Origin of the sequence: Oceanobacillus arenosus (genome assembly GCF_003369575.1) — a bacterium.
GTDB lineage: Bacteria > Bacillota > Bacilli > Bacillales > Amphibacillaceae > Oceanobacillus > Oceanobacillus arenosus.
Genome location: NZ_PIOC01000009.1, coordinates 1 through 21987, shown reverse-complemented (window position 1 = coordinate 21987; position 21987 = coordinate 1). Strand labels below are relative to the sequence as shown.

Annotated in this window: 19 protein-coding genes; 2 read left to right on the top strand and 17 right to left on the bottom strand. The window is 37.7% G+C overall.

Annotation, left to right across the window (positions count from 1 at the left end):
• Positions 1 to 189 precede the first annotated feature (189 nt).
• Together CWR48_RS04740 and CWR48_RS04735 are read right to left on the bottom strand one after the other, a co-directional pair.
• On the bottom strand, positions 190 to 1848 hold the full coding sequence (locus CWR48_RS04740) for a DAK2 domain-containing protein (RefSeq protein ID WP_115771898.1): 1659 nt from the start codon (positions 1846 to 1848) through the stop codon (positions 190 to 192).
• Between the two features lie 31 nt (positions 1849 to 1879).
• Entirely contained in the window at positions 1880 to 2242 is a 363-nt protein-coding gene (locus CWR48_RS04735; protein WP_115771897.1) for an Asp23/Gls24 family envelope stress response protein, read from the bottom strand.
• A gap of 275 nt (positions 2243 to 2517) precedes the next feature.
• Between CWR48_RS04735 and rpmB the strand changes: the two genes are divergently transcribed.
• Entirely contained in the window at positions 2518 to 2706 is a 189-nt protein-coding gene (gene rpmB / locus CWR48_RS04730) for a 50S ribosomal protein L28 (protein WP_072886868.1), read from the top strand.
• A gap of 515 nt (positions 2707 to 3221) precedes the next feature.
• Here the strand turns inward: rpmB and spoVM are convergent.
• From spoVM to CWR48_RS04655, 15 genes are all read right to left on the bottom strand, one after another.
• Positions 3222 to 3305 carry a stage V sporulation protein SpoVM gene (spoVM, locus tag CWR48_RS04725; RefSeq protein WP_115771896.1) on the bottom strand — a complete coding sequence of 28 codons (84 nt, stop codon included), beginning with the start codon at positions 3303 to 3305 and terminating at the stop codon, positions 3222 to 3224.
• A gap of 31 nt (positions 3306 to 3336) precedes the next feature.
• Positions 3337 to 3993: a thiamine diphosphokinase gene (locus CWR48_RS04720; protein ID WP_115771895.1), complete on the bottom strand. Its 657-nt coding sequence runs from the start codon at positions 3991 to 3993 to the stop codon at positions 3337 to 3339.
• Between the two features lie 5 nt (positions 3994 to 3998).
• Positions 3999 to 4655, bottom strand: coding sequence for a ribulose-phosphate 3-epimerase (gene rpe / locus CWR48_RS04715; protein WP_115771894.1), 657 nt, complete (start codon positions 4653 to 4655; stop codon positions 3999 to 4001).
• A 2-nt stretch (positions 4656 to 4657) separates the two neighbouring features.
• Positions 4658 to 5539, bottom strand: coding sequence for a ribosome small subunit-dependent GTPase A (rsgA, locus tag CWR48_RS04710; RefSeq protein WP_115771893.1), 882 nt, complete (start codon positions 5537 to 5539; stop codon positions 4658 to 4660).
• Positions 5539 to 7605, bottom strand: a complete 2067-nt coding sequence (pknB, locus tag CWR48_RS04705; protein ID WP_115771892.1) for a Stk1 family PASTA domain-containing Ser/Thr kinase — start codon at positions 7603 to 7605, stop codon at positions 5539 to 5541. The genes rsgA and pknB overlap by 1 nt, the downstream gene beginning before the upstream one ends.
• On the bottom strand, positions 7602 to 8360 hold the full coding sequence (locus CWR48_RS04700; protein ID WP_115771891.1) for a Stp1/IreP family PP2C-type Ser/Thr phosphatase: 759 nt from the start codon (positions 8358 to 8360) through the stop codon (positions 7602 to 7604). Before CWR48_RS04700 ends, pknB begins: the two co-directional genes overlap by 4 nt.
• Positions 8361 to 8530: 170 nt before the next feature.
• Positions 8531 to 9880: a 16S rRNA (cytosine(967)-C(5))-methyltransferase RsmB gene (gene rsmB, locus CWR48_RS04695; RefSeq protein WP_115771890.1), complete on the bottom strand. Its 1350-nt coding sequence runs from the start codon at positions 9878 to 9880 to the stop codon at positions 8531 to 8533.
• Positions 9881 to 10822: a methionyl-tRNA formyltransferase gene (gene fmt / locus CWR48_RS04690; RefSeq protein WP_211316711.1), complete on the bottom strand. Its 942-nt coding sequence runs from the start codon at positions 10820 to 10822 to the stop codon at positions 9881 to 9883. It lies immediately after the preceding gene.
• Between the two features lie 40 nt (positions 10823 to 10862).
• Positions 10863 to 13271, bottom strand: coding sequence for a primosomal protein N' (gene priA / locus CWR48_RS04685; protein WP_115771888.1), 2409 nt, complete (start codon positions 13269 to 13271; stop codon positions 10863 to 10865).
• Positions 13268 to 14476, bottom strand: a complete 1209-nt coding sequence (coaBC, locus tag CWR48_RS04680) for a bifunctional phosphopantothenoylcysteine decarboxylase/phosphopantothenate--cysteine ligase CoaBC (RefSeq protein WP_115771887.1) — start codon at positions 14474 to 14476, stop codon at positions 13268 to 13270. The genes priA and coaBC overlap by 4 nt, the downstream gene beginning before the upstream one ends.
• Before the next feature lie 484 nt (positions 14477 to 14960).
• A complete protein-coding gene (gene rpoZ, locus CWR48_RS04675; protein WP_281270242.1) occupies positions 14961 to 15155 on the bottom strand; it encodes a DNA-directed RNA polymerase subunit omega in 195 nt (64 codons plus the stop codon).
• A complete protein-coding gene (gmk, locus tag CWR48_RS04670; RefSeq protein WP_115771886.1) occupies positions 15152 to 15772 on the bottom strand; it encodes a guanylate kinase in 621 nt (206 codons plus the stop codon). The genes rpoZ and gmk overlap by 4 nt, the downstream gene beginning before the upstream one ends.
• A gap of 41 nt (positions 15773 to 15813) precedes the next feature.
• Complete coding sequence (gene remA / locus CWR48_RS04665; RefSeq protein WP_115771885.1) at positions 15814 to 16074, bottom strand: extracellular matrix/biofilm regulator RemA; 261 nt, start codon at positions 16072 to 16074, stop codon at positions 15814 to 15816.
• A gap of 108 nt (positions 16075 to 16182) precedes the next feature.
• A complete protein-coding gene (locus tag CWR48_RS04660; RefSeq protein WP_245976725.1) occupies positions 16183 to 17064 on the bottom strand; it encodes a YicC/YloC family endoribonuclease in 882 nt (293 codons plus the stop codon).
• Positions 17065 to 17334: 270 nt separating this feature from the next.
• Positions 17335 to 19986 (bottom strand): calcium-translocating P-type ATPase, SERCA-type, encoded by a 2652-nt coding sequence (locus CWR48_RS04655; RefSeq protein ID WP_115771883.1) that lies wholly within the window; start codon positions 19984 to 19986, stop codon positions 17335 to 17337.
• A 97-nt stretch (positions 19987 to 20083) separates the two neighbouring features.
• On the opposite strand from CWR48_RS04655, the gene CWR48_RS04650 reads away from it, so the two are divergent.
• Positions 20084 to 21793: an Rqc2 family fibronectin-binding protein gene (locus CWR48_RS04650; RefSeq protein WP_115771882.1), complete on the top strand. Its 1710-nt coding sequence runs from the start codon at positions 20084 to 20086 to the stop codon at positions 21791 to 21793.
• Positions 21794 to 21987: the final 194 nt, after the last annotated feature.

The window sequence follows — 21987 nt, the reverse complement described above, 5'->3', positions numbered from 1 at the left end:
CATCAGCCGCCCGCGGAAAGCGAAGGTGTATGGGGGCTGCGGACCTCGGCAAAGAAATTCTGAATTAAAGTAATCTGCACTTTATCTAAATTGTGACATAACTTTGATGTACCAATATTTACATAGAAAAATTGATAGGAAATCACAAAAAAATTCGCCTTAATTATTCGATTAGGGCGAATTGATTTGTTATTCAACAGAAAAGATATACGAATATATTGGTTGATCTCCATTATGAACTTCTATTTCCAGATCTTCATATGCTTCTTCAACATATGCTACTAGCTCGTCGATTTCTTTCTTATCAACATCTTCACCATATAAAATCGTTAGAATTTCACTATCTTCCGTAATCATCTCTTGTAATAATAGTCTAGTCGTTTCTGCTTTATCTTGGTGTGTTGCCTTTATTTCACCATCTTCAATTCCCATAAAATTACCATTCTTAATTGTAATGCCATCAATTTGCGTATCCCTAACAGCATATGTCACCTGTCCCGTTTTCACATGCTTTCTAGCTTCATTCATTGCGTCTTTATTTGCTAGGATATCCGCATCTGGCTGGAATGAAAGCATTGCTGTTATCCCTTGTGGAATCGTTGTTGTCGGCACAACAACTGCATCTACATCTGCAAGTTCTGCAGCTTGGTCTGCCGCCATGCGGATATTCTTATTATTAGGCAGAATAATTACATTACGGGCGTTTGCTTCATTGATCGCATCTGTAATATCCTTTGTGCTCGGATTCATCGTTTGACCGCCCTCAATTACAACAGAAGCACCAAGGCTTTCAAATAACGCTGTTAAGCCTTTACCCATCGCTACCGTAACGATCGCATATTCTTTCATTTCTTTTGGACTTGTTTTATTATTATCTCCCACTAAGGCAATATGCTGTTCACGCATGTTTTCGATTTTCATATTAATTAAGCTACCATAGCGTTGTCCAAGTGAAAGACATGTCCCTGGTGTTTCCGAATGAACATGTACTTTTATAATTTCATCGTCGGAAACAACAAGTAATGAATCACCAATCTCACTTAGTTCCTTTCGAAATGCTTCCTCGTTGTATGGATTATCAGCTAATTTATCTTCTTCAAATTTCACCATGAATTCTGTACAATAACCGAAGACAATATCAGAAGTATTCATGAAATCCTGTGTTACGCGATGATGCTCAGCACTCACCATTTCTTCCATTTCAAGATCCAAAGAGGATTCCGGTAGTTCTTCGCCTTTAAGTGCTGCCAAGAACCCTTCATAAATCGTAACTAATCCTTGACCACCAGAATCGACGACACCAACTTCCTTTAATACCGGCAATAAATCTGGTGTGCGTTTCAGTGATGCCTTCGCCTCGGCTAATACTTTTTCCATTAATCCAATCAAATCATTTTCTGTTTCAGCCACTTTGATTGCTTCTTTTGCAGCATCTTTTGCAACTGTAAGAATCGTTCCTTCTACAGGCTTCATTACTGCTTTATACGCTGTCTTTACACCCGCATCAAAACAAGCGGCTAGATCTTTAACGGTAACCGATTGTTTATTATCCATTCCTTTTGCAAAGCCACGGAATATTTGTGATAAGATTACACCAGAATTTCCTCTTGCTCCCATTAGGAGTCCTTTTGAGAATGCATTTGCTACGTCTGCTGCATGCTCACTTTTTAGTTTTTTAACTTCGTTTGCTCCAGAAGTCATCGATAAATTCATATTTGTTCCCGTATCACCATCTGGCACCGGGAATACATTCAATGCATCAATTTTTTTCGCATTATTTGTTAAATGATGTGCTCCAGCAAGAATCATATTCGTTAAAGCTGCACCATCTATTTTTTCAGCTGTCACTATATTTCCTCCTCAAAAACGGTAGCAATAATTAGTCCTTTGCTACACGTACTCCCTGAATATAAATATTTACGGAGTCAATGTTTAATCCTAATGATTTATTCAATGTGTATTTTACTTGTGATTGTACATTGCTCGCAACCTCAGAAATCTTCGTACCATAACTAACAATAATATACATATCAATATGCAGTTTATCATCTTCTTGGCGAACGATGATACCACGAGCGTAATTTTCCTTTTTTAGCATTTCAGCGATTCCATCTCTAATTTGGCTCTTTGATGCCATGCCAACAATACCATAACATTCTACAGCAGTTCCACCAGCAATTGTAGCGATAACGTCATTTGTAATGGTTACTTGGCCATCTTTCGTATTTATTTCAATGGACATAATTATCCTCCTCAAAACAACTGCTTATAATCTAAGCAAATTATACTACATACTAATCTTTTTTAAAAGCAGGTACTAACAAATGTGCAAGCGCCCGTTTCGGTACAATAATTTCAATGAATAAGAAAATTTCTCTTATTAGAATGGACGAATAAAATTAAACTGTCAAGTATTTATTCTTTATATTCATGTAAAATTTGATTGCATTCTTGTCATTCTTATGGTAAATTGTATAAGTATTAAAAGACACGAGTTCTCGAGTAAGGAGGGATAACATGGCTAGAAAATGTGTTGTAACTGGACGTAAAACTCGCAGTGGAAACCAACGCTCTCACGCTATGAATTCCAACAAGCGTAATTGGAAAGCTAATGTACAAAAAGTACGTATTATGGTAGATGGCAAACCTAAACGAGTTTATGTTTCTGCACGCGCCCTTAAATCAGGCAAAGTTGAGCGTGTATAATATACCTATAAGGTACGGTTTAACATTAGTAATGTAACGAAAAGCACCTATTTTTATAAATAGGCGCTTTTTTTCATTTTCTCATATATTTTTTCTAAAAGCTCATTTGTATAGTTTTGCTATATAAAGTGCGGACCAGTGACAATTGTGATTTCAGATCCGAACAGTAGTTACTGTTCACACGTGAGCTTCATACTTTCACTTCAATTAACGTCGATTTTCGGTGGTAAGCTATTCTTTTATATGGGATTCTTTACAACCCCAGCGGAAGAAATACACGGAAACTCCTGCGGGAAGAAGAGCCTAGGTGAGACTACGAAGCGCGATAGCGCGAGTAGTCTCAACAGCTCCCCTAAGGTACGCGTAGTGTATTTCTGGAGCGACTGATTCGAGAGCCCCTAGCGCATTAAACTAGTCTGCACTTTTCATCAACTTATTACATCTCGGTTATTTGAAAACTACCTTCCTAAAAAACAAGCTTTTGCCAACAAAATGACAAAAGCTGATTAAGAAAGTTATTTATCCCTTTTAAAAATACTAATTACAATCTTCACGAATCCACCGATAAATCTTGGGAGTTTAATAGTATAAAATTTCATAAGTGCCCCCTCCTATTCCTACAATCCAGGCTTACTTCGGAATCGCGTCACGACTCTTTATTAATAATAATATGCCTTTGTCATAGGAAAAAGTACCACTAATTGAAGAAAGCTTGTTTGAAATACATCTGGTGGATCCCCATGTTATCGTTTTATTTGTTAACGGATAATAAAACCCCGTTAATGTGATTCCTTCTACCTTTTCTGTGTACGGAATAAAGGAGATATTAGAATAACGTTTATCCTCCATGATTTCATGAACTCCTGGTAATGTAAGCTCTAGGTAATTTAAATGATCGATAATTACTCCCTTGATTCCCTTATTCCGAATCAAATAGAGTAATTGAATATTCGCCAACTCATGATCAATCCTACCACCGGTGACACCAAATAAATATATTTCATCAGGATTTAGCTCCAACGCTTTTAATAACGCTAATTCTAAATCAGTCTCATTTTTTTCTACTTGATATTCCTCATAATACGTTGCCGATTCCCTGATTAAATTTTTTTCATGCTCATCAATCGAATCAAAGTCACCCACAGCGTACTGGATCGGTATTTGCCTTCTAGCTAGGACGAATGCCCCGCGATCTGCACCAATCCAATAATCGATTTTATCATGATAGGAATGCAGATCTGCAAGTAGTTCCTCTGGACCATTTCCTACGATTGCAACAGTTGTCATCGATATTACCCCTTGGTTGCAATACGTAATGCCTGGATTGCTTCCTGCCTATTTTCGTGATTAAAGATTGCACTGCCAGCAACAAGTACGTCTGCACCAGCATCTGTGCATAATTTAGCGGTTTCTACATTAACCCCACCATCAACTTCAATTTCAAACGATAAATCGAATTCCTTCCGCCATGCTGCAACCTGTTCAATCTTTTTAAGCATACTCCGAATGAAAGATTGTCCACCAAAACCTGGATTAACTGTCATCAGCAATACTAAATCAACGTCAGCAAGAATTGGTAACAATACCTCTGCAGGTGTAGCAGGATTAATCACAACACCAGCCTTTACGTTATGCTGCTTGATTAATTGAATGGTTCGATGTAAATGGACACATGCCTCTTGATGAACTGTAATGATTGCAGCACCGTTATTTGCAAATACCGGAATATATGAATCTGGATTTTCAATCATTAAATGAACATCAAGTGGAAGGTCTGTTACTGGTTTAATGGCTTCCACAATCAATGGCCCAATTGTGATATTAGGTACAAAGTGACCGTCCATAACGTCAACATGGATGTAATCTGCTCCACCTTTATCAACATCTTTAATTTCTTCCCCAAGTTTTGCAAAATCTGCTGAAAGGATGGAAGGTGCAATTTTTAACATAATTAATACCTCTGCTTTCTTGATTGGATTTCTTCTAAAAAACTTAAATAATGGTCATATCTAAATTGTTCGATTATATTCTCTTCTACTGCTTCTTTGACAGCGCATTTTGGTTCTTTATGATGCATACAGCCTCTAAATTTGCAAAACTGCCCATGCTCACGGATTTCTGGAAAACTATCTGCTAACATATCTGCTTCGATTTCACTAAAATCCAGGGCGCTAAATCCAGGGGTGTCTGCGACAAGCCCACCATATAGTGGAATAAGTTCTACATGCCTTGTAGTATGCTTTCCGCGTCCGAGGCTTTGAGAAATTTCACCAGTTGCTAAAGTCAAAGATGGGTTTAATGCATTAAGCAATGAGGTTTTCCCAACCCCTGACTGCCCTGCAAACACCGACACATTATCTTTAAAATAATGCGAAAGATCTGGCAGATTATCTGGTTCCTTTGATGAAAGCAATTCAACCTTATAGCCAACACCCTCATATACTTGCTGATATTTTTCAATATCCGATTGCCCAGAATCAGTGAGCATATCAATTTTCGTAATAAAAATAACTGGTGTGATATCTTTAGCCTCTATTAATACGAGAAATCGATCAAGCAATAGTGTACTGAAATTAGGAGAATTAGCAGAGCTAATAATGATCGCTTGTGTAATATTAGCAATTGGAGGACGAACAAGTTCGTTCGTCCTTTTATTAATTTTCATTATATAGCCTTCATCATTTTCATCTAAATCGTATTGTACAAAGTCGCCAACTAAAGGGGAAATATTCTGATTGCGAAACACTCCTCTTCCTTTACATGGATAGACATTATCACCTGATTGTACATAGTAAAATCCACTTAATGCTTTAATGATTCTCCCTTCCGCCATTATTCACCATCCTCATATGATACTGTATCTCTTACAATCTCTTCATCATCACGTGTAATTACATATTCCGCTTCACTTCCAGGAGCAATCGATAATGTGAAGGTAACTGGCGTGTCTTCTGAAATCGGTACTTCACGATAAACGTTCGTTATTTCATTATTTGCATCGCCAATATAAATTTTCACGATTTGTTCGACAGGATCTTGTGTTTCTGGCGGTGTCTCATCTGGATTATCCTGTTCACCTTCTTTCGGCTCTTCGGGTGGTACTGGTTTATACGGTACTGTGTACGTAATCGTATGCGATGCAGGTGGTTTCACTTCAGGACCAATGGAGATATAAACATCAACGGTAGCCCCCTCCTGCACTTCAATCCCTGTTGTTGGTGACTGCCAAATAACCATGCCAGCTGGTATCGTGTCTGAATGCTGTTCAGTCACGTTCATAATGAGATTTTTAGAATCTAAATATGCCTTCGCATCTTCTTGTGTCATGCCTGTCAAATTATTAAGGCTTATCAACTCAGGACCCAGACTTACTTCAAAAATAACCTTGGTTTCGCTCGGAATTACTTCACTATCAGGTGTTGGCTGAATTTGGTCTAAAATTTCTCCTTCTGGACGATTGGAATATTTGTCAATCTTCATAACTTTGTAATCCGCTTCCTCAAGAATTCGCTTAACCTGACTATAATCACGGCCAACATAATCCTGAAATTTCACCTTTTCTTTTCCTTGACTAATAAATAGAGTAACGATAGATCCTTCTTTAGCAATTCGATCTGGACCAGGGGTTGTCTTAACAACATACCCCTCCTCCACATCTTCCGAATATACAAATTCATCTTCTACTACGAATTTCTTTTCTCCTAATCTATCTCTCGCCTCTCCGCTTTCCATGCCAATGACATTTTCAACTACGATATCTTTAGGTTGGAGTATACCTGGAACAAAGAAAAGTGCAATTACTCCAACTGCAAGCAATAGAAGGATAACGGTTAGAATTATCGGCCATTTCCTTCTTTTTTTCTTTTCCTTTTTTGGCTTCTTTTCTTTTTTCGTTACTTCACTTGACACTTCTTTCCCATTGTTTTCTTCTGGGAAATTCTTTGTCGCTCCATTTGTCTGATGGACAATCGTATGTTGGTCAAGGTTATCCGCAATTTGATTATCGGTAATAATTGGAATTGCTTTGGTTTCATCCCCAACTTCAACTGGTGGTTCGTACATTTTCTCCTTCAATTTATCTGGATCAAGTGCCGTTTCCAATGCCTCTTCCATTTCATAAATCGATTGATAGCGATGAAATGGATCCTTTGCCGTTGCTTTCAACACAATATTTTCAACACTTTGTGGAATATCTTGATTATATCTTCTCACGGAAGGTGTATTACTTTGCAAATGCTTCAACGCAATCGACACTGGTGATTGTCCGGAAAATGGAATCTTTCCCGTTAGTAGCTCAAATAAAACAATCCCGATCGAATAAATATCCGATTTCTTTGTTGCCATTCCACCACGTGCTTGCTCAGGAGATAAGTAATGGACAGATCCAACAATTGAATTTGTTTGCGTTAAAGATGTTGCACTTAACGCAATAGCAATTCCAAAATCCGTTACTTTGATTTGACCATATTGATCGATTAAAATATTCTGTGGTTTGATGTCCCGATGAACAATATCATTGTCATGTGCGTGAGCAATTGCTGACGTTAATTGTCTCATGATATCGAGTGCTTCACTGACATCAATTGATCCATGACGTTGTATATATTCTTTCAATGTCATGCCATCGACATATTCCATCACAATGTACATCACATGGTCCTCGCCACCGACATCATAGATGTTTACAATATTTGGATGTGAAAGGCTTGAAGCAGATTGTGCCTCACGATCAAAACGAGCGATAAATTCCTGATCATTCGCATATTCCATCCGCAATGCTTTTACCGCAACATCACGGTCCAATATTGTATCCCATGCTAGAAAAACATTGGCCATCCCGCCGCCACCAATTTTTTTGATGATTTTATAGCGATCATTTAACATATGGCCTTTAATCATGCAGACTCACCTTCTCCCATTGATAAGTCAAGTGATGCAAGGATAATGGAGATATTATCTTCACCACCACGGGCATTAGCCATGTCAATGAGTTGTTGTCCAGCCTCTAAGTTATCAATTGGTTGCTGAATCACTTCAAGTAATTCTGGGTATTCAATCTTATCCGTTAGCCCATCTGAACACAATAAAATTTTATCACCTGTTTCAATGCCAACCATATTAATTTCGGGATCCACTTGAATATCTGTTCCTAACGCTTTTAATACAATATTTTTTCTTGGATGGTGCTGTGCATCATCCTTGGTAATTTGCCCAGACTGGACTAATGCATTTACTAATGAATGGTCTTCGGTTATTTGCCTAAAGCCTTTATCATTTAGTAAATAGCATCTACTATCACCGATATGGGCGATTGTTAGAAATTCTTCTATGTAGATTGCAATCACAATCGTAGTACCCATACCTTCACATTCTTTATTTTCCTGGGAATGCACATAAATCGATTTGTTAATCTCTGCAATTGTTTCAACTAACCACGCCTCTAAATCCTGAGGAGTTGTGAATTCATTTGTACTCTCCCATTTAGCTTTCATTAATGATGTTGCCATCTGACTAGCGACATCTCCCGCCTGATGCCCCCCCATGCCATCAGCTATAATCGCTAAAAATTGATCCGCTAGATTATAAAATATTCCCCCTGAATCCTCGTTATGACTTCTTATTCTGCCACGATCCGTTAAGAAATTCCCTTTCATATTCGATCCCTCCTCATTAAAACTAGGATTTAATTGCAATGATCTAGTAGTATTATTTTTTGTTGATTTTAGTTAAAGTATTACATACTTTACCTTAGAACACTAGGGATTATATGCTACTTATAAAAGTACTTTAACTAATTTCGCCTAACTGCTACAGTACAATTTGTTTAATGCTTTCGCCTCAAACGAGTAAGAAAGAAACCGTCCGTTTGAAAATCCTGTGGAAATAATTGCAATCCGAATTCGCTTCTTCCTTGTGAAGCCTCTAATTCATCTGGTAGATTTCCGAAAAATACTGGATCAACTTCGAATTCCGGATGATTTTCAATAAATTTTGCTACAACTTTTTCGTTTTCTTGCCGTTCAACGGTACAAGTACTATAGATAAGCAACCCATTTATTTTCAGAAGTGGTGCAACATGCTCTAATATATCCAATTGGATCTCTGATAAACGTTCGATATCGGTTTCTTTTTTCGTATATTTAATTTCTGGTTTCCCACGTATCACACCGAGCCCAGAGCATGGTGCATCCACAAGGATTCGATCAAAGCTTTCTTTTGCATGGATCTCCTGTAGCTTTCTTGCATCGTTTGCTTCAGCATCAATAATCGTTAATCCAAGACTCTCTGCCTTTTCCTCGATTAATTTGACCTTCTTTTTATGAAGATCATATGCCTTAATACTACCTTTATCTTCCATTTTCTCGGCAATATGTGTTGCCTTTCCACCAGGGGCGCTACATGCATCTAGCACTTCCATATTCGGTTGTGCATCAAGCATTTCGGCAACAAGCATGGAACTTTGATCTTGAATTGTAATCATACCATCCTTAAATAATTGAGAGCTTAAAATATTTCCTTTTTCAACAATAATACCCTGATTAGAAAAATGAGATGGTGTAACTATGAATCCTTGCTCCATTAGTACTTCCAGCGCTTCTTCTCTCGAAATCTTTAATGGCTGCACTCTAATCGATTGGCTTTTCCTTGTTATATTCGCCTCACACATTGCCTTGGTTGTTGTTAATCCATATTCGGCTGCCCATCTAGAAACAAGCCACTCTGGATGACTCGTTTCAATGCTAATCCTGCTAACTGGATCTTCTATTAATGCCGTATTTGGGATCCCATTTCGCTGTACATTTCGCAAAAGACCATTAACAAATCCCGCTATTCCTTTATGACCACGCTGTTTGGCAATTTCTACTGCTTCATGAATTATCGCATGATCTGGAACCTTGTCTAAAAACACCATTTGATAGATTGACATTCTTAGCAGGATTCTAACCCAAGAATCAACTTTTTTCTTGGAATCCATAAAGCTGTCAAGATAATAATCTAAGGTGATCTCTCTTTGTAATGTTCCATAAACTACTTCTGTTAATAGACCTTCATCTTTCGGCTTTAGTTGACCAGTCTTAATTTCATGATCGATTAAAAGATGACTAAAGCTCTGATCCTTTTCAATCCGGATTAATATATCTAATATCGTGTTTCTCAATTGATATGTCTTCATTTACTCACCCATTATGACGCCTAGTTTAATACGATCACTTGAAGCCCTTAAATAATCCTTCACATACATCCGCTTTTTACCTGCAGGTTGAATTTCGGTAATTTTGATTCCCTGTTGGTTACCACAAACGACAACAAAGGCTTCGTCGTCAACCATCTTCACAATTTCACCAGGTTTTCCCTGATAGGTAGTCGAATCGACTTCGCCCCACCAAATTTTCATTACATTTCCTTCATAGGTCGTAAATGCTACCGGCCATGGATGAAGTCCGCGTATTTGGTTGTAGACCGCTTGATTGTCTCTCTCCCAATCAATTTTTTCCTGCTCCCGTTTAATATTGGCAGCGAAAGTTGCTTTTGCTTCATCTTGCTTTACCTGCTCCAATTGTTTAGCAAATAGTTTTGGCAAGGTTTCTAATAATAAAGATGACCCTGCTTCTGAAAGTTTGTCATGCATCGTTCCTACATTATCATCTTCTTCAATTGGCACACTCACTTGTGTCAAAATATCTCCCGCATCAAGCTTTTCCACCATATACATAATTGTTATCCCTGTTTCTTTTTTTCCTTGGACGATTGCATAATGGATTGGTGCCCCGCCACGTAATTCTGGAAGTAATGAAGCATGAACATTAATACAACCAAATTCTGGTGCCTCAAGTAATGCATTCGGTAATATTTGTCCGTATGCTGCAGTTACAATTAAATCTGGATTATAACTTAAAATTTCCTCATAATCATTTCGCAATTTCTCTGGTTGAAACACTGGTATATGATGTTTTTCCGCTTCTATTTTCACTGGAGAAGGTGTGATTGTATGCTTTCTCCCTTTTGGTCTATCTGGTTGTGTTACAACTAGGACAACTTCATACTCCGATTGGATAAGTGACTGTAAAACCGGTACTGAAAAATCGGGTGTCCCCATAAAAACTATTTTCTTCAAATCAAAAACCTACTTTCTATTTCCATTAAAATTGGCTAGCTTACATTAAGTGATATGGTTGCATATCTACAGTAATTAGTAAATCATCCTTCCTAACCTCATCTGCAAATTGATCCATTACTTTTCTTATATAATCACGTAAATTAGGCTCATTTCTGTATTTTATCATGCATTGATAACGATATCTATCTTTGATACGTGGAATCGGTGATGGTGTTGGTCCTAATACCACTGTATCCTGTTGTAATTGTCTCAAAAGTAATTGCACAAATTGTTGTGATGTCTGGATTACTTTTATGCGATTTTTATGGGAAATCGTGATTAGCGTCAGATAAAAATATGGTGGATATTGGAAGGTCCTTCTCGTGTTCATTTCTTTTTTATAAAAGTCATCAAAATTGTATTCACTTGCAAGGACAATGCTATAATGCTCAGGCGTATAGGTCTGAACAATAACTTTACCCGTCAATTCATGTCTACCAGCTCTACCGCTAACCTGTGTCAATAGTTGAAAGGTCTTCTCTGAAGAACGAAAATCTGGTAGATGCAGCATCGAATCTGCTGTTAGGACACCAACCAATGTCACATTTTCAAAATCTAATCCTTTTGCAATCATTTGCGTTCCTAGCAATATATCTGCTTTACGATCAACAAATTGCTTCAGTATTTTCTCATGGGAGCCCTTCCGTCTGGTTGTATCCACATCCATCCGTAATACCCTTGCTTCAGGAATTAATTGGGTGATTGCTTCCTCGACCCGTTGCGTTCCAGTGCCAAAGTAACGAATTAACTTACTTTGGCATTCCGGACAAACCGTTGGCATCGCCTCTTCATGTGAACAATAATGGCATTTTAATTGATTGCTATTTTTATGATAGGTCAGTGCGATATCACAATGTGGACATTCCTTTACATGTCCACAATCCCTGCACATCACAAATGTAGAATAACCACGACGGTTTAAAAGCAGAACAATCTGCTCTCCTTTCGCAATGCATTGCTCAATACCTTCTTTTAACTTTCTAGAAAACATTGTCCGGTTTCCCGCATGAAGCTCCTCACGCATATCTACTATATCTACTTTAGGCATTGGTTTATCATTTGTTCTCTTGCTTAATGTCGCAAGTTTATATACGCCTTTACTTGCTCTAGCAAAGGACTCAAGTGTCGGTGTGGCGCTTCCTAAAACAACTGGACATTGATGATGCTTTCCACGATAGATAGCAACATCTCTCGCATGATAGCGCGGCTGATCCTCCTGTTTATACGTTGTTTCATGCTCTTCATCAATAATGATAATACCTAAGTTTTCAAATGGTACAAACACAGCAGACCTCGCCCCAACAACTACCTGTACTTCTTTTCGCTGAATTCTCCGCCATTCGTCGAATTTCTCACCAGCGGATAATGCACTATGCATGACGGCAACATTTTTGCCAAATCTCCCTTTGAAACGCTTCACCATTTGTGGCGTTAATGAAATTTCAGGCACGAGTACAATTGCTTCTTTTCCTTTATTAATCACATTTTGGATTGCCTGTAAATAGATTTCAGTTTTCCCACTTCCTGTAACACCGTGAAGGAGGAATACATCATGATTATCTGCTGCAATGGCTTCATTAATTGGATCAATCGCAATTTGTTGTTCATCTGTTAAGGTTAATGCACTCGTCCGCTCAATTTCTGCATCATTGTAAGGATTCCTAAATACTTCTTCTCTTATCGTTTCTAGTAGTCCTTTATTAACTAGTGCTTTCACAGTATTCGTAGTTGTATTCGCAAGCTGGAGTAATTTTTTTTGTTCAATTGACGTTTCATTTTCAATAAAATAATGCAATAATTGCTTCTGTTTCTTCGCACTAGCTGATAAATCAAGAAGTGCCTCTTCTAGTAAATGTGGGGGACGAGCCGCTTTTACTTTCGTGACGTACTTTTTCGTTATTTTTGATTTCACTAGATATTCAATTGATATATCGCCTTCTTGCACTACTTTTTGCAATTGGTAGTAACTAATGGTAGATCCCGTAAATTCGTCATAACTAATGACATCTCTGCCTGCGAATAGTATTTCTAATGGTTCCGGCAATTCAGCATCTGTCATTCTTACCAATTCTTTATCATATTGTGCCTTTAACACTTGTGGAAGCATTGCCTGTAATGCGGTAATTGACAGACTAAGCGTCTCATTCGCTACCCACTTCCCTAAATCTAATAATTCATCTGTTAGCACGGGAGATAAATCCAGTACATCAATAATTTCCTTTAATTGTTTAAAGGATGATTCAGATACACGCCCAACTACAAATCCCATGATCTTTCTCGGTCCAAATGGTACAATCACACGCATCCCATTTTCGAGAATTTCTTGAAATCTTTCAGGAATATAATAATCGAATGTTTGATTTATAGAACTGGCAGGCACATCCACGATTACTTTTGCTATATTCAATGCTTTTCATCCTTCATATCTCTATCAATAAACCGCAATATTTTTTCTGCTATTTCTTTTTTACTGGCTAATTCGATTTCTTCTCGCTTCTGCGTCTTATTTACATAGGTGACGATATTCGTATCGCCACCAAAACCAGCACCTTCTGTGGAAATATCATTAATTACAATTGCATCTAAATGCTTTTTCTCTAATTTATTTAATCCATACTCAATTGAATTATTTGTTTCCGCAGCAAATCCAACTAAATATTGATGCGTCTTTATCTCACCAAGCGATAGTAAAATATCTTTCGTACGTTTCATCTCAATCTGTAAATTGCCAGGCTGCTTCTTCATTTTCTCTTCATAGACAAGCTTCGGTGTGTAATCAGCAACCGCAGCGGCTTTTATCACGATATCACTTGTTAGGAAATATTGATGCATCACTTCATACATATCCTCTGCTGATATGACATCGATTCGTTTAATCTTATTACTCCCTATGTTTAACGATGTTGGTCCTGTGACTAATGTTACTTCAGCACCGAATTTTGCCGCTGCCTCAGCAAGTGCAAATCCCATTTTTCCTGATGAATGATTGGTGAAGAATCGTACAGGGTCGATTTTTTCATGTGTTGGACCTGCTGATATAAGTACTTTCTTTCCTTGTAAAAACGGTTCAACGGATTGGTGCTTTTCGATTACATCAATAATGGTTTCTGGTTCTTCTAAACGTCCTTTTCCAATCCAGCCACATGCTAGATAACCTGCACCAGGTTCTATGAAGTGGTATCCCCATTTATCTAATTGCTGCATATTCTTAATCACTGCAGGATGCCCATACATATTAACATTCATTGCTGGAGCAATATAAACGCTAGCCTTTGTCGCTAACAATGTTGTTGAAAGCATGTCGTCTGCAATTCCATTTGCAAGCTTGCCAATAATATTTGCTGTCGCAGGAGCAATAATAAAAATGTCTGCCCAATCTGCTAAATCAATATGTGCAATTTTATTTGGATCTTTTTCATCAAATGTATCGGTAAATACAGGGTTTCGTGATAATGCTTGGAACGTTAAAGGTGAAACGAATTTTGCCGCGCCTTTTGTCATGATAACTTTCACATTTGCACCCTTTTGCGTTAACTTACTTGTTAATGCACATGCCTTGTAAGCAGCAATTCCACCAGCAACCCCTAATACAATATTTTTTTTAAATACCATTACTAGCACCTCTTCACGATTATTTCCATCCTTATACTGCTCTATAGTTTATTTATACCATAAATTGGTGTATTAAATCTTGTTATAGACTATAAAAAAGCGCAAGCACCCGTTTAGCGACTACAGACTGCGCCCCACAGGACGTGGGGTGGTTCGACGTTGCCACAGGAAGTGGCGACCTTAGTCGAACTTCTCCTTGCCTTTTGAGATAAAGGAAACACGATGAGCGTAAGCGAATCGATGTTGACTTATCGTACGAAGGTGAGGGAAGTCTCGCTAGTCTTTGGGTGCTGGAGCTGGACGTGGCCTTTCCTGTTAAGGGAATTGAAGCAGAAAATTTCTTATACTTTCTTAGACTATAAGACAATAATACCCTCGCATATAGTAAGCGAGGGTATTACTTTATATGAGCGTTATAATTTCAATGGAATAAGTTGAATTTCTAAAGATTTGGGCATACCTTCCATAGTATGACAAACTATTTTTATTTTGCTAAATGTAATTTACCCGCTTCGATTTCTTCAAGTGCTTTACCTACATTTTTGTATGACTTTGGATTTTCTATTTGCAGGTCCTTTGTAACCGTTAATTGTCTTGCACGTCTTGATGATAATGTAACAAGTGTGTATTTTGATTTGATTTTCTCTTGCAATTTATCAATAGATGGTTCTAACATCAATGGATTTCATCCTCCAGTATTTTCTTATATTGTTTTGCCACTCGAACGCGTTTAAGGTGTTCACTTTGGATAATGGATTTTACTTTTGCAACTGCATGATCGACATCGTCATTTACAACCACATAATCGTAAGCATCCATCATCTCAATTTCTTTTCTCGCTTCTTTTAAACGATTTAATACTAACTCCTGCGATTCTGTCCCACGATTTACAATTCGGTTTTTTAACTCCACTAAGCTCGGTGGGAATAGAAAAATAAATACACCTTGTGGAAAGTTTTCTTTCACTTGAAGAGCACCTTGAACTTCTATCTCTAAAAAGACATCCAGTCCTTTTTCCAGTGTTTCTTCAACATATTCCCGAGGTGTGCCATAATAATTATTTACATACTTCGCATATTCTAGTAACTGTTCTTGTTCGATAAGCCTTTCAAATTCCTCATTTGACTTATAGAAATAGTCCACACCGTCAACTTCACCTGGACGTTTCTGTCTTGTTGTCATCGAAATGGAATATTGTAATTCTGTTGATTCTTCAAAAAGTCTTTTCCGAACCGTGCCCTTCCCTACTCCAGACGGACCAGAGAGAATAAATAAAATACCTTTCTCTGCAACCAATATATTTCCTCCTAATACATTTAAACTAAGAAACACAAACTTTAATCATCAGAATCCTCTTCATGACTTAATACCCGTTGTCCAACAGTTTCAGGCTGTACTGCTGATAATACAACATGATCACTATCAGTAATAATCACTGCTCTCGTCCGTCGTCCGTACGTAGCATCTATCAGTTTATTATGATCTCGTGCCACGGTAATAATTCTTTTAATTGGAGCTGATTCCGGTGAAACAATCGAAATAATTCGATTTGCAGAAACAACATTCCCAAATCCTATATTAATAAGTCGCAAATTCAAGTAATTTCCCCCTATGATCCGTTGAAAGACTCAAATTGATTAATATCATGACATTTAAATTACGTCTACCAATCATTATACTATAAAATCCGAATAAAAACTCATTCATCACTCAATATTTTGTACTTGCTCTTTAATCTTTTCGATTTCGCCTTTAAGTGTGACCGACCATTCGCTTAGCTTAACATCGGTAGATTTGGAGCCAATCGTATTTACTTCACGATGCATTTCCTGTGTGATAAAATCCAGTTTTCTTCCAATTGCATCATTTTTCTGGATGGATGCGCGAAAATGTTCAATATGACTGAAGAGTCTTGTGATTTCTTCTGTAATATCTCCTCTTTCTGCAAGCAGAACAATTTCTTGATGAATTCTAGCTGGATCAATTAGCGTATGCCCTTCTAATTGTTCCTCCACCCGAACCTTGATTCGTTTGCGATATTCCTCGATTACTAAAGTTCGCCTTGTTTGTAATAATATCACAATATCCTCTACCGTGGACATACGTTTCATTAAATCTTGAAATAAAAATGATCCCTCATTCTTACGCATGTCAAGTACTTGTTCACAAGCTTGTTCTACACTTGTCAATAAAGCATCATTCGTTTCGCTCTGTTGCTTCTCTTCCTCCACCGTAAAGATATCTGGAAGGGTTGTTAATATCGATACGGGTAACTCACCCGCTAGCCCATATCTATCTTTCGCAATATTTATTTTTTCCATGTATTGATCCAATAGATACCAGTCTATTTCTACCTTCTTCTGGACGATTGAACTGCCTGTAATTTCGATAGCAACTTCAATTCGTCCCCGACTGAACTTAGATCGGATAATTTTTTTAATTTTATCTTCTATGAACAATAACGCTGCAGGCAGCTTAATTGAGATATCCAAAAAGCGATGATTCAACGTTCGTATTTCGACCGTAACACTTGCATCATCCATATGTAAAACCTTTCTTCCATAACCAGTCATACTCATAGTCATCATTATCACATCCGATATTCATTATACTTTCTATTTTATCAAATGAAAAGACTGTTTTCTATAATGGCTTTCCTTTTCGGATAATCAGTAATACAGAGTATAGATAAAGTGCGGACTAACTTGGAGCAAAGTTGATTTTCGCTACGGACAGTCGCTTTCCGCGGGCTCGAGCGAAAGCTCCCAACTAAGTTAGTTCACAATTTATCTCAATAACACCATCTTATGTTAATGGCTATGGAAATAACCCGAACAAGTACGTTCGGGTTATCGTGTTTATTTTCTAAATCCAAACAAAACGGTTGGGATTGCGCTTAGTGCGCCGACAAACATCCAATCCTTTAATGATAATGCCATTGTATGGAAAACAGGTTGCATTGGTGGCCAGTATATAACGACAAGCAACAGTAATAACGAAGAGATAACCGCAAATACTAGGTATATATTTTCAAATGGATTTCGTGAAAATACGGAATGCTCGCTTCGACAATCAAACACGTGAATAAGCTGTGCCATTACTAATGTAGAAAACGCAATCGTCTGGGCATATATGATGTTGTCCGGATTATTTTGATACGATAACATAAAAGCGATCAGTGTAACGAGACCAATTAAAATTCCACGACTGACAATCTTATAACCTAATCCCCTAGCAAAAATACCTTCTCTTGGATTTCTCGGTGCCCGTTTCATCACATCGTTTTCTGGCTTATCTAACCCTAGTGCCATCGCTGGTAGTCCATCTGTAACAAGATTCACCCATAAGATTTGTACAGGCACGAGCGGCAATGGCAGCGCTAATAACATTGCAAATAGCATTACTAATATTTCGCCAACATTGGATGCAAGTAAATAGCGGATAAACTTACGAATATTTTCATAAATATTTCTACCTTCATGGATTGCCTCTTTAATCGTCGCAAAATTATCATCCATTAATACTAGTGATGATGCTTCTTTTGTAACATCTGTACCGCTAATCCCCATGCTAATACCAATATCACTTGCCTTAATCGCGGGGGCATCATTGACTCCATCGCCTGTCATGGCAACGATATGTCCCTTATCTTGAAACGCCTTGACGATTTTCAACTTATGCTCTGGTGTCACCCTTGCAAATACATAGGTGTCTTCAATAACTTCCTCTAGTTCCGCTAGTGACATTTGATTTAATTGATGTCCTTCGATAACAAGGCCATTTTCGGGTAATAGGTTTAAATTCTTCGCAATTGCTCGTGCGGTATTAACATGATCACCTGTAATCATGACGGTTTTTATTCCTGCTTGTCTACATTCTTCAATTGCAAATTTAACTTCTTTTCTTGGTGGGTCAATCATGCCATAAAGTCCGATAAACGTTAATTCCTTTTCTAAGAAGGAAGCATCCAACGATTCATTTTTTGATAATGTCCTGATGCCAATCGCGATCGTTCGAAGTGCCTTACTTGCCATCCTATTAATCGCAGCATCAATTTTTGATCTGTCTGCTGTTTTTATTAACGCCTTATTATTTCCGTCTAGATAAAAGGTGGATCGCGGCAAAAGTACATCTGGTGCACCTTTGGTAATAAGAAAGCGCACTTGATTTTCATCCTCAACGATGACACTCATCCGTTTGCGATCCGAATCGAATGGGATTTCTTTAATAATTCGAAAGTTGCCTTTGTCAGCATCTGTAAAACCTAATTTTCTTGCAGCAACTAATAATGCACCATCGGTCGGGTCACCATCAATCGAGTATTTCCCTTTTTTAGTCTGTAAGATTGCATTGTTGCAGATCATGCCATAGAGTAGCATTGTTCCTAAATTCGGATAATCCTGCTCTACCTTCGTTTGATTTAGAAAAAAATCCCCCTGAACATCATAGCCATCACCGGTTACATATAAATGTTTTCCATTTAAATAAATCTCTTTAACCGTCATTTGGTTTTCCGTCATTGTTCCCGTTTTATCCGAGCATATGACAGAAGCACATCCTAAGGTTTCTACTGCTGATAGCTTTCGGACAATCGCCTTCTTCTTAATCATCCGCTGCACACCGAGTGATAATGCGACCGTTACTATTGCTGGTAATCCTTCAGGAATGGCTGCAACTGCTAAAGAAACACCTGCTAAAAACATTTCATACATTGGATTACCTTGTAATACTCCAAGAAATACTACTAACGCTGTTAAAAGTAATGCAACAACAATTAATATTTTACCGAGCTCGGCTAATTTGCGTTCCAGTGGTGTAATCATCTTTTTAGTATTGACCATTAAGGATGCAATCTGTCCCATCACCGTATTCATACCTGTTCCAACAACGATTCCTACACCAGACCCTCTCGTAACGAGAGTACCCATAAAGCCCATATTTACTTGGTCCTGTGCATCAAGATTCTCTTTCACAATCGCTGTTGCGTGCTTCATAACTGGCAAGGATTCACCAGTCAGGGCAGATTCTTCCGTCTCCATGCTTGTTGATTTAATAATTCGGATATCTGCCGGGATACGATCGCCACTCTCGACTTTTACAATATCACCAATAACAACTTCCCGTGACGATACTCTTTCCCATTTATCGTCACGCAATACATGTGCCATTGGTGCTGAAAGTTCTTTTAATTTATCGAGAGACTTTTCTGCCTTTTGTTCTTGAAAGTAGCCAATAAATCCATTTACTAACACAATTAGCATAATTGCGATTGCATCAACATATTCGCCTAATAACCCTGCAATGAGTGTAGCTGCAAGTAGCACAATAACCATAAAATCTTGAAATTGTTTTAGGAAAATCAGCCATCTGGATGTATGCTTTTGCTCATCAAGCACATTATAACCATACTGCTTCTGTCGTTCTTCTACTTGTTTCTCTGAAAGTCCATTATTACTAGAAACAAGCAACTTCGCTTCAACGCGGTCTACGTCTAATTGATACCATTTCATCTGCATTCCTCCGGGCTATTAAATGATACAAGCTCATACTTCAATATCTATGCATACTTGTCCGAAAAAATGCTATAATTGCCAAAGAGGTGATCCTATGCCATTCGATGGTATCGTAACAAGAGCTGTAACAGAGGAATTAAAACAAACAATAGTCCCTGGGAAAATTAATAAAATATACCAGCCAACTGCTACCGAAGTTGTCTTAACGATTCGCAGCCAAGGGAAAAATCATACACTATTATTATCGATTCATCCAACCTATGCTAGATTCCACTTAACGGGAGATACATACGTCAACCCGCAAGAAGCGCCGATGTTTTGCATGGTGCTGCGCAAACATTTATCAGGTGCGACAATAGAAGAAATCGAGCAAAACGGGATGGAACGTATCGTTACTTTTAAAATCAAAACGAGAAATGAAATTGGTGACCTTGGTCAAAAACTACTCGTCATTGAATTGATGGGAAAACATAGTAATGTCATGCTGATAGACGAAGAAAAAGGCAATATTATCGATAGTTTAAAACATGTATCCATGGCACAGAACCGGTATCGAACGATTTTACCTGGTCAACAGTATATTTTGCCACCAGCACAGGATAAGTTAAATCCATTAGAAACAGATGGCGAGGATTTAATTAAAAAGCTCGATTTTAATGCGGGAAAACTAGATAATCAAATCGTGAGTCATCTCGACGGATTCTCGCCTTTTATTGCACGTGAAATCGTTGCACGAGCAGGTTTAGGAAGCGGAAATGCCTATGCTGATAAGTATATGGACGTTAGATCCCAGATATTAAACAATCACTATTCACCAGCGATTTATCGGAATAACAAGGAAGAGTTTCATGTTATTGCATTACAAAGCTTTAATGGGGAAACCATAAGCTTTGATTCAGTAAATACAATGCTTGATAGCTTCTATTCAGGAAAAGCAGAACGTGATCGTGTGAAACAACAAGCAAAGGATTTATCCCATTTCATTAAAAATGAAAAGAATAAGAACGAAAGAAAAATGAAAAAACATCTGCAAACAATCAAAAAAGCTGAAGAGGCGGATCATTTCCAGAAGAAGGGCGAGCTGTTAACCGCCAATATGCATCTCGTTTCCAAAGGGGATAAAAATATATCAGTGATTGACTATTACGACCCAGAGCAATCCGAAATAACAATCGAATTAAATCCAAATAAAACCCCTAGTGAAAATGCACAAGGATTTTTTAAAACGTATCAAAAGTTAAAAACATCAAAAAAAATAATCGAACAAGAAATCATAAAAAACCAAGTAGAAATTGATTACTTGGAGCAATTATTACAACAAATTAATGTTGCTAGCGTTGAAGATATCGAAGAAATTCGTGAAGAGCTAAGGGAAGAAGGATATTTAAAGAAACAAGGAAAACAAAAGAAACAGAAAAACAAACCAAAGAAACCAGTTCCAGAGCAATTTATTGCAACAGATGGCACAGAGATTCTCGTTGGTAAAAATAATAAGCAAAACGAATACGTCACTACAAAGCTTGGTCATCGTGATGATACATGGTTACATACAAAGGATATACCTGGCTCTCACGTCATTATTCGTTCCAAAGCTCCAAGTGAGGAAACATTACTCGAAGCAGCAGAACTTGCTGCATTTTTCAGTAAATCACAAAACTCATCGGCAGTACCTGTAGACTACACGAAAATACGTCATGTAAAGAAACCAAATGGTGCAAAGCCAGGATTCGTTACGTATGACAATCAAAAGACACTATTCGTAACGCCGTCAAAAGAAACAGTGGAACGTTTAAGAAGTAATTAGAAAACTAAGGCTGTCACCGAACTCTCATTTGACAATCATAATTATACCTATTTTTTAAGGAAGTGCTTATATTTTCTTAATTACCTAAAATGAGGATTCCCATCTTGATATGCTCCCCATAAGGTAGACAGATTAAAAAATAAAAATCTGTTTCTATCTTAGGGGGAGTTTTTTGTGTCAAAAAGAGCTTATTC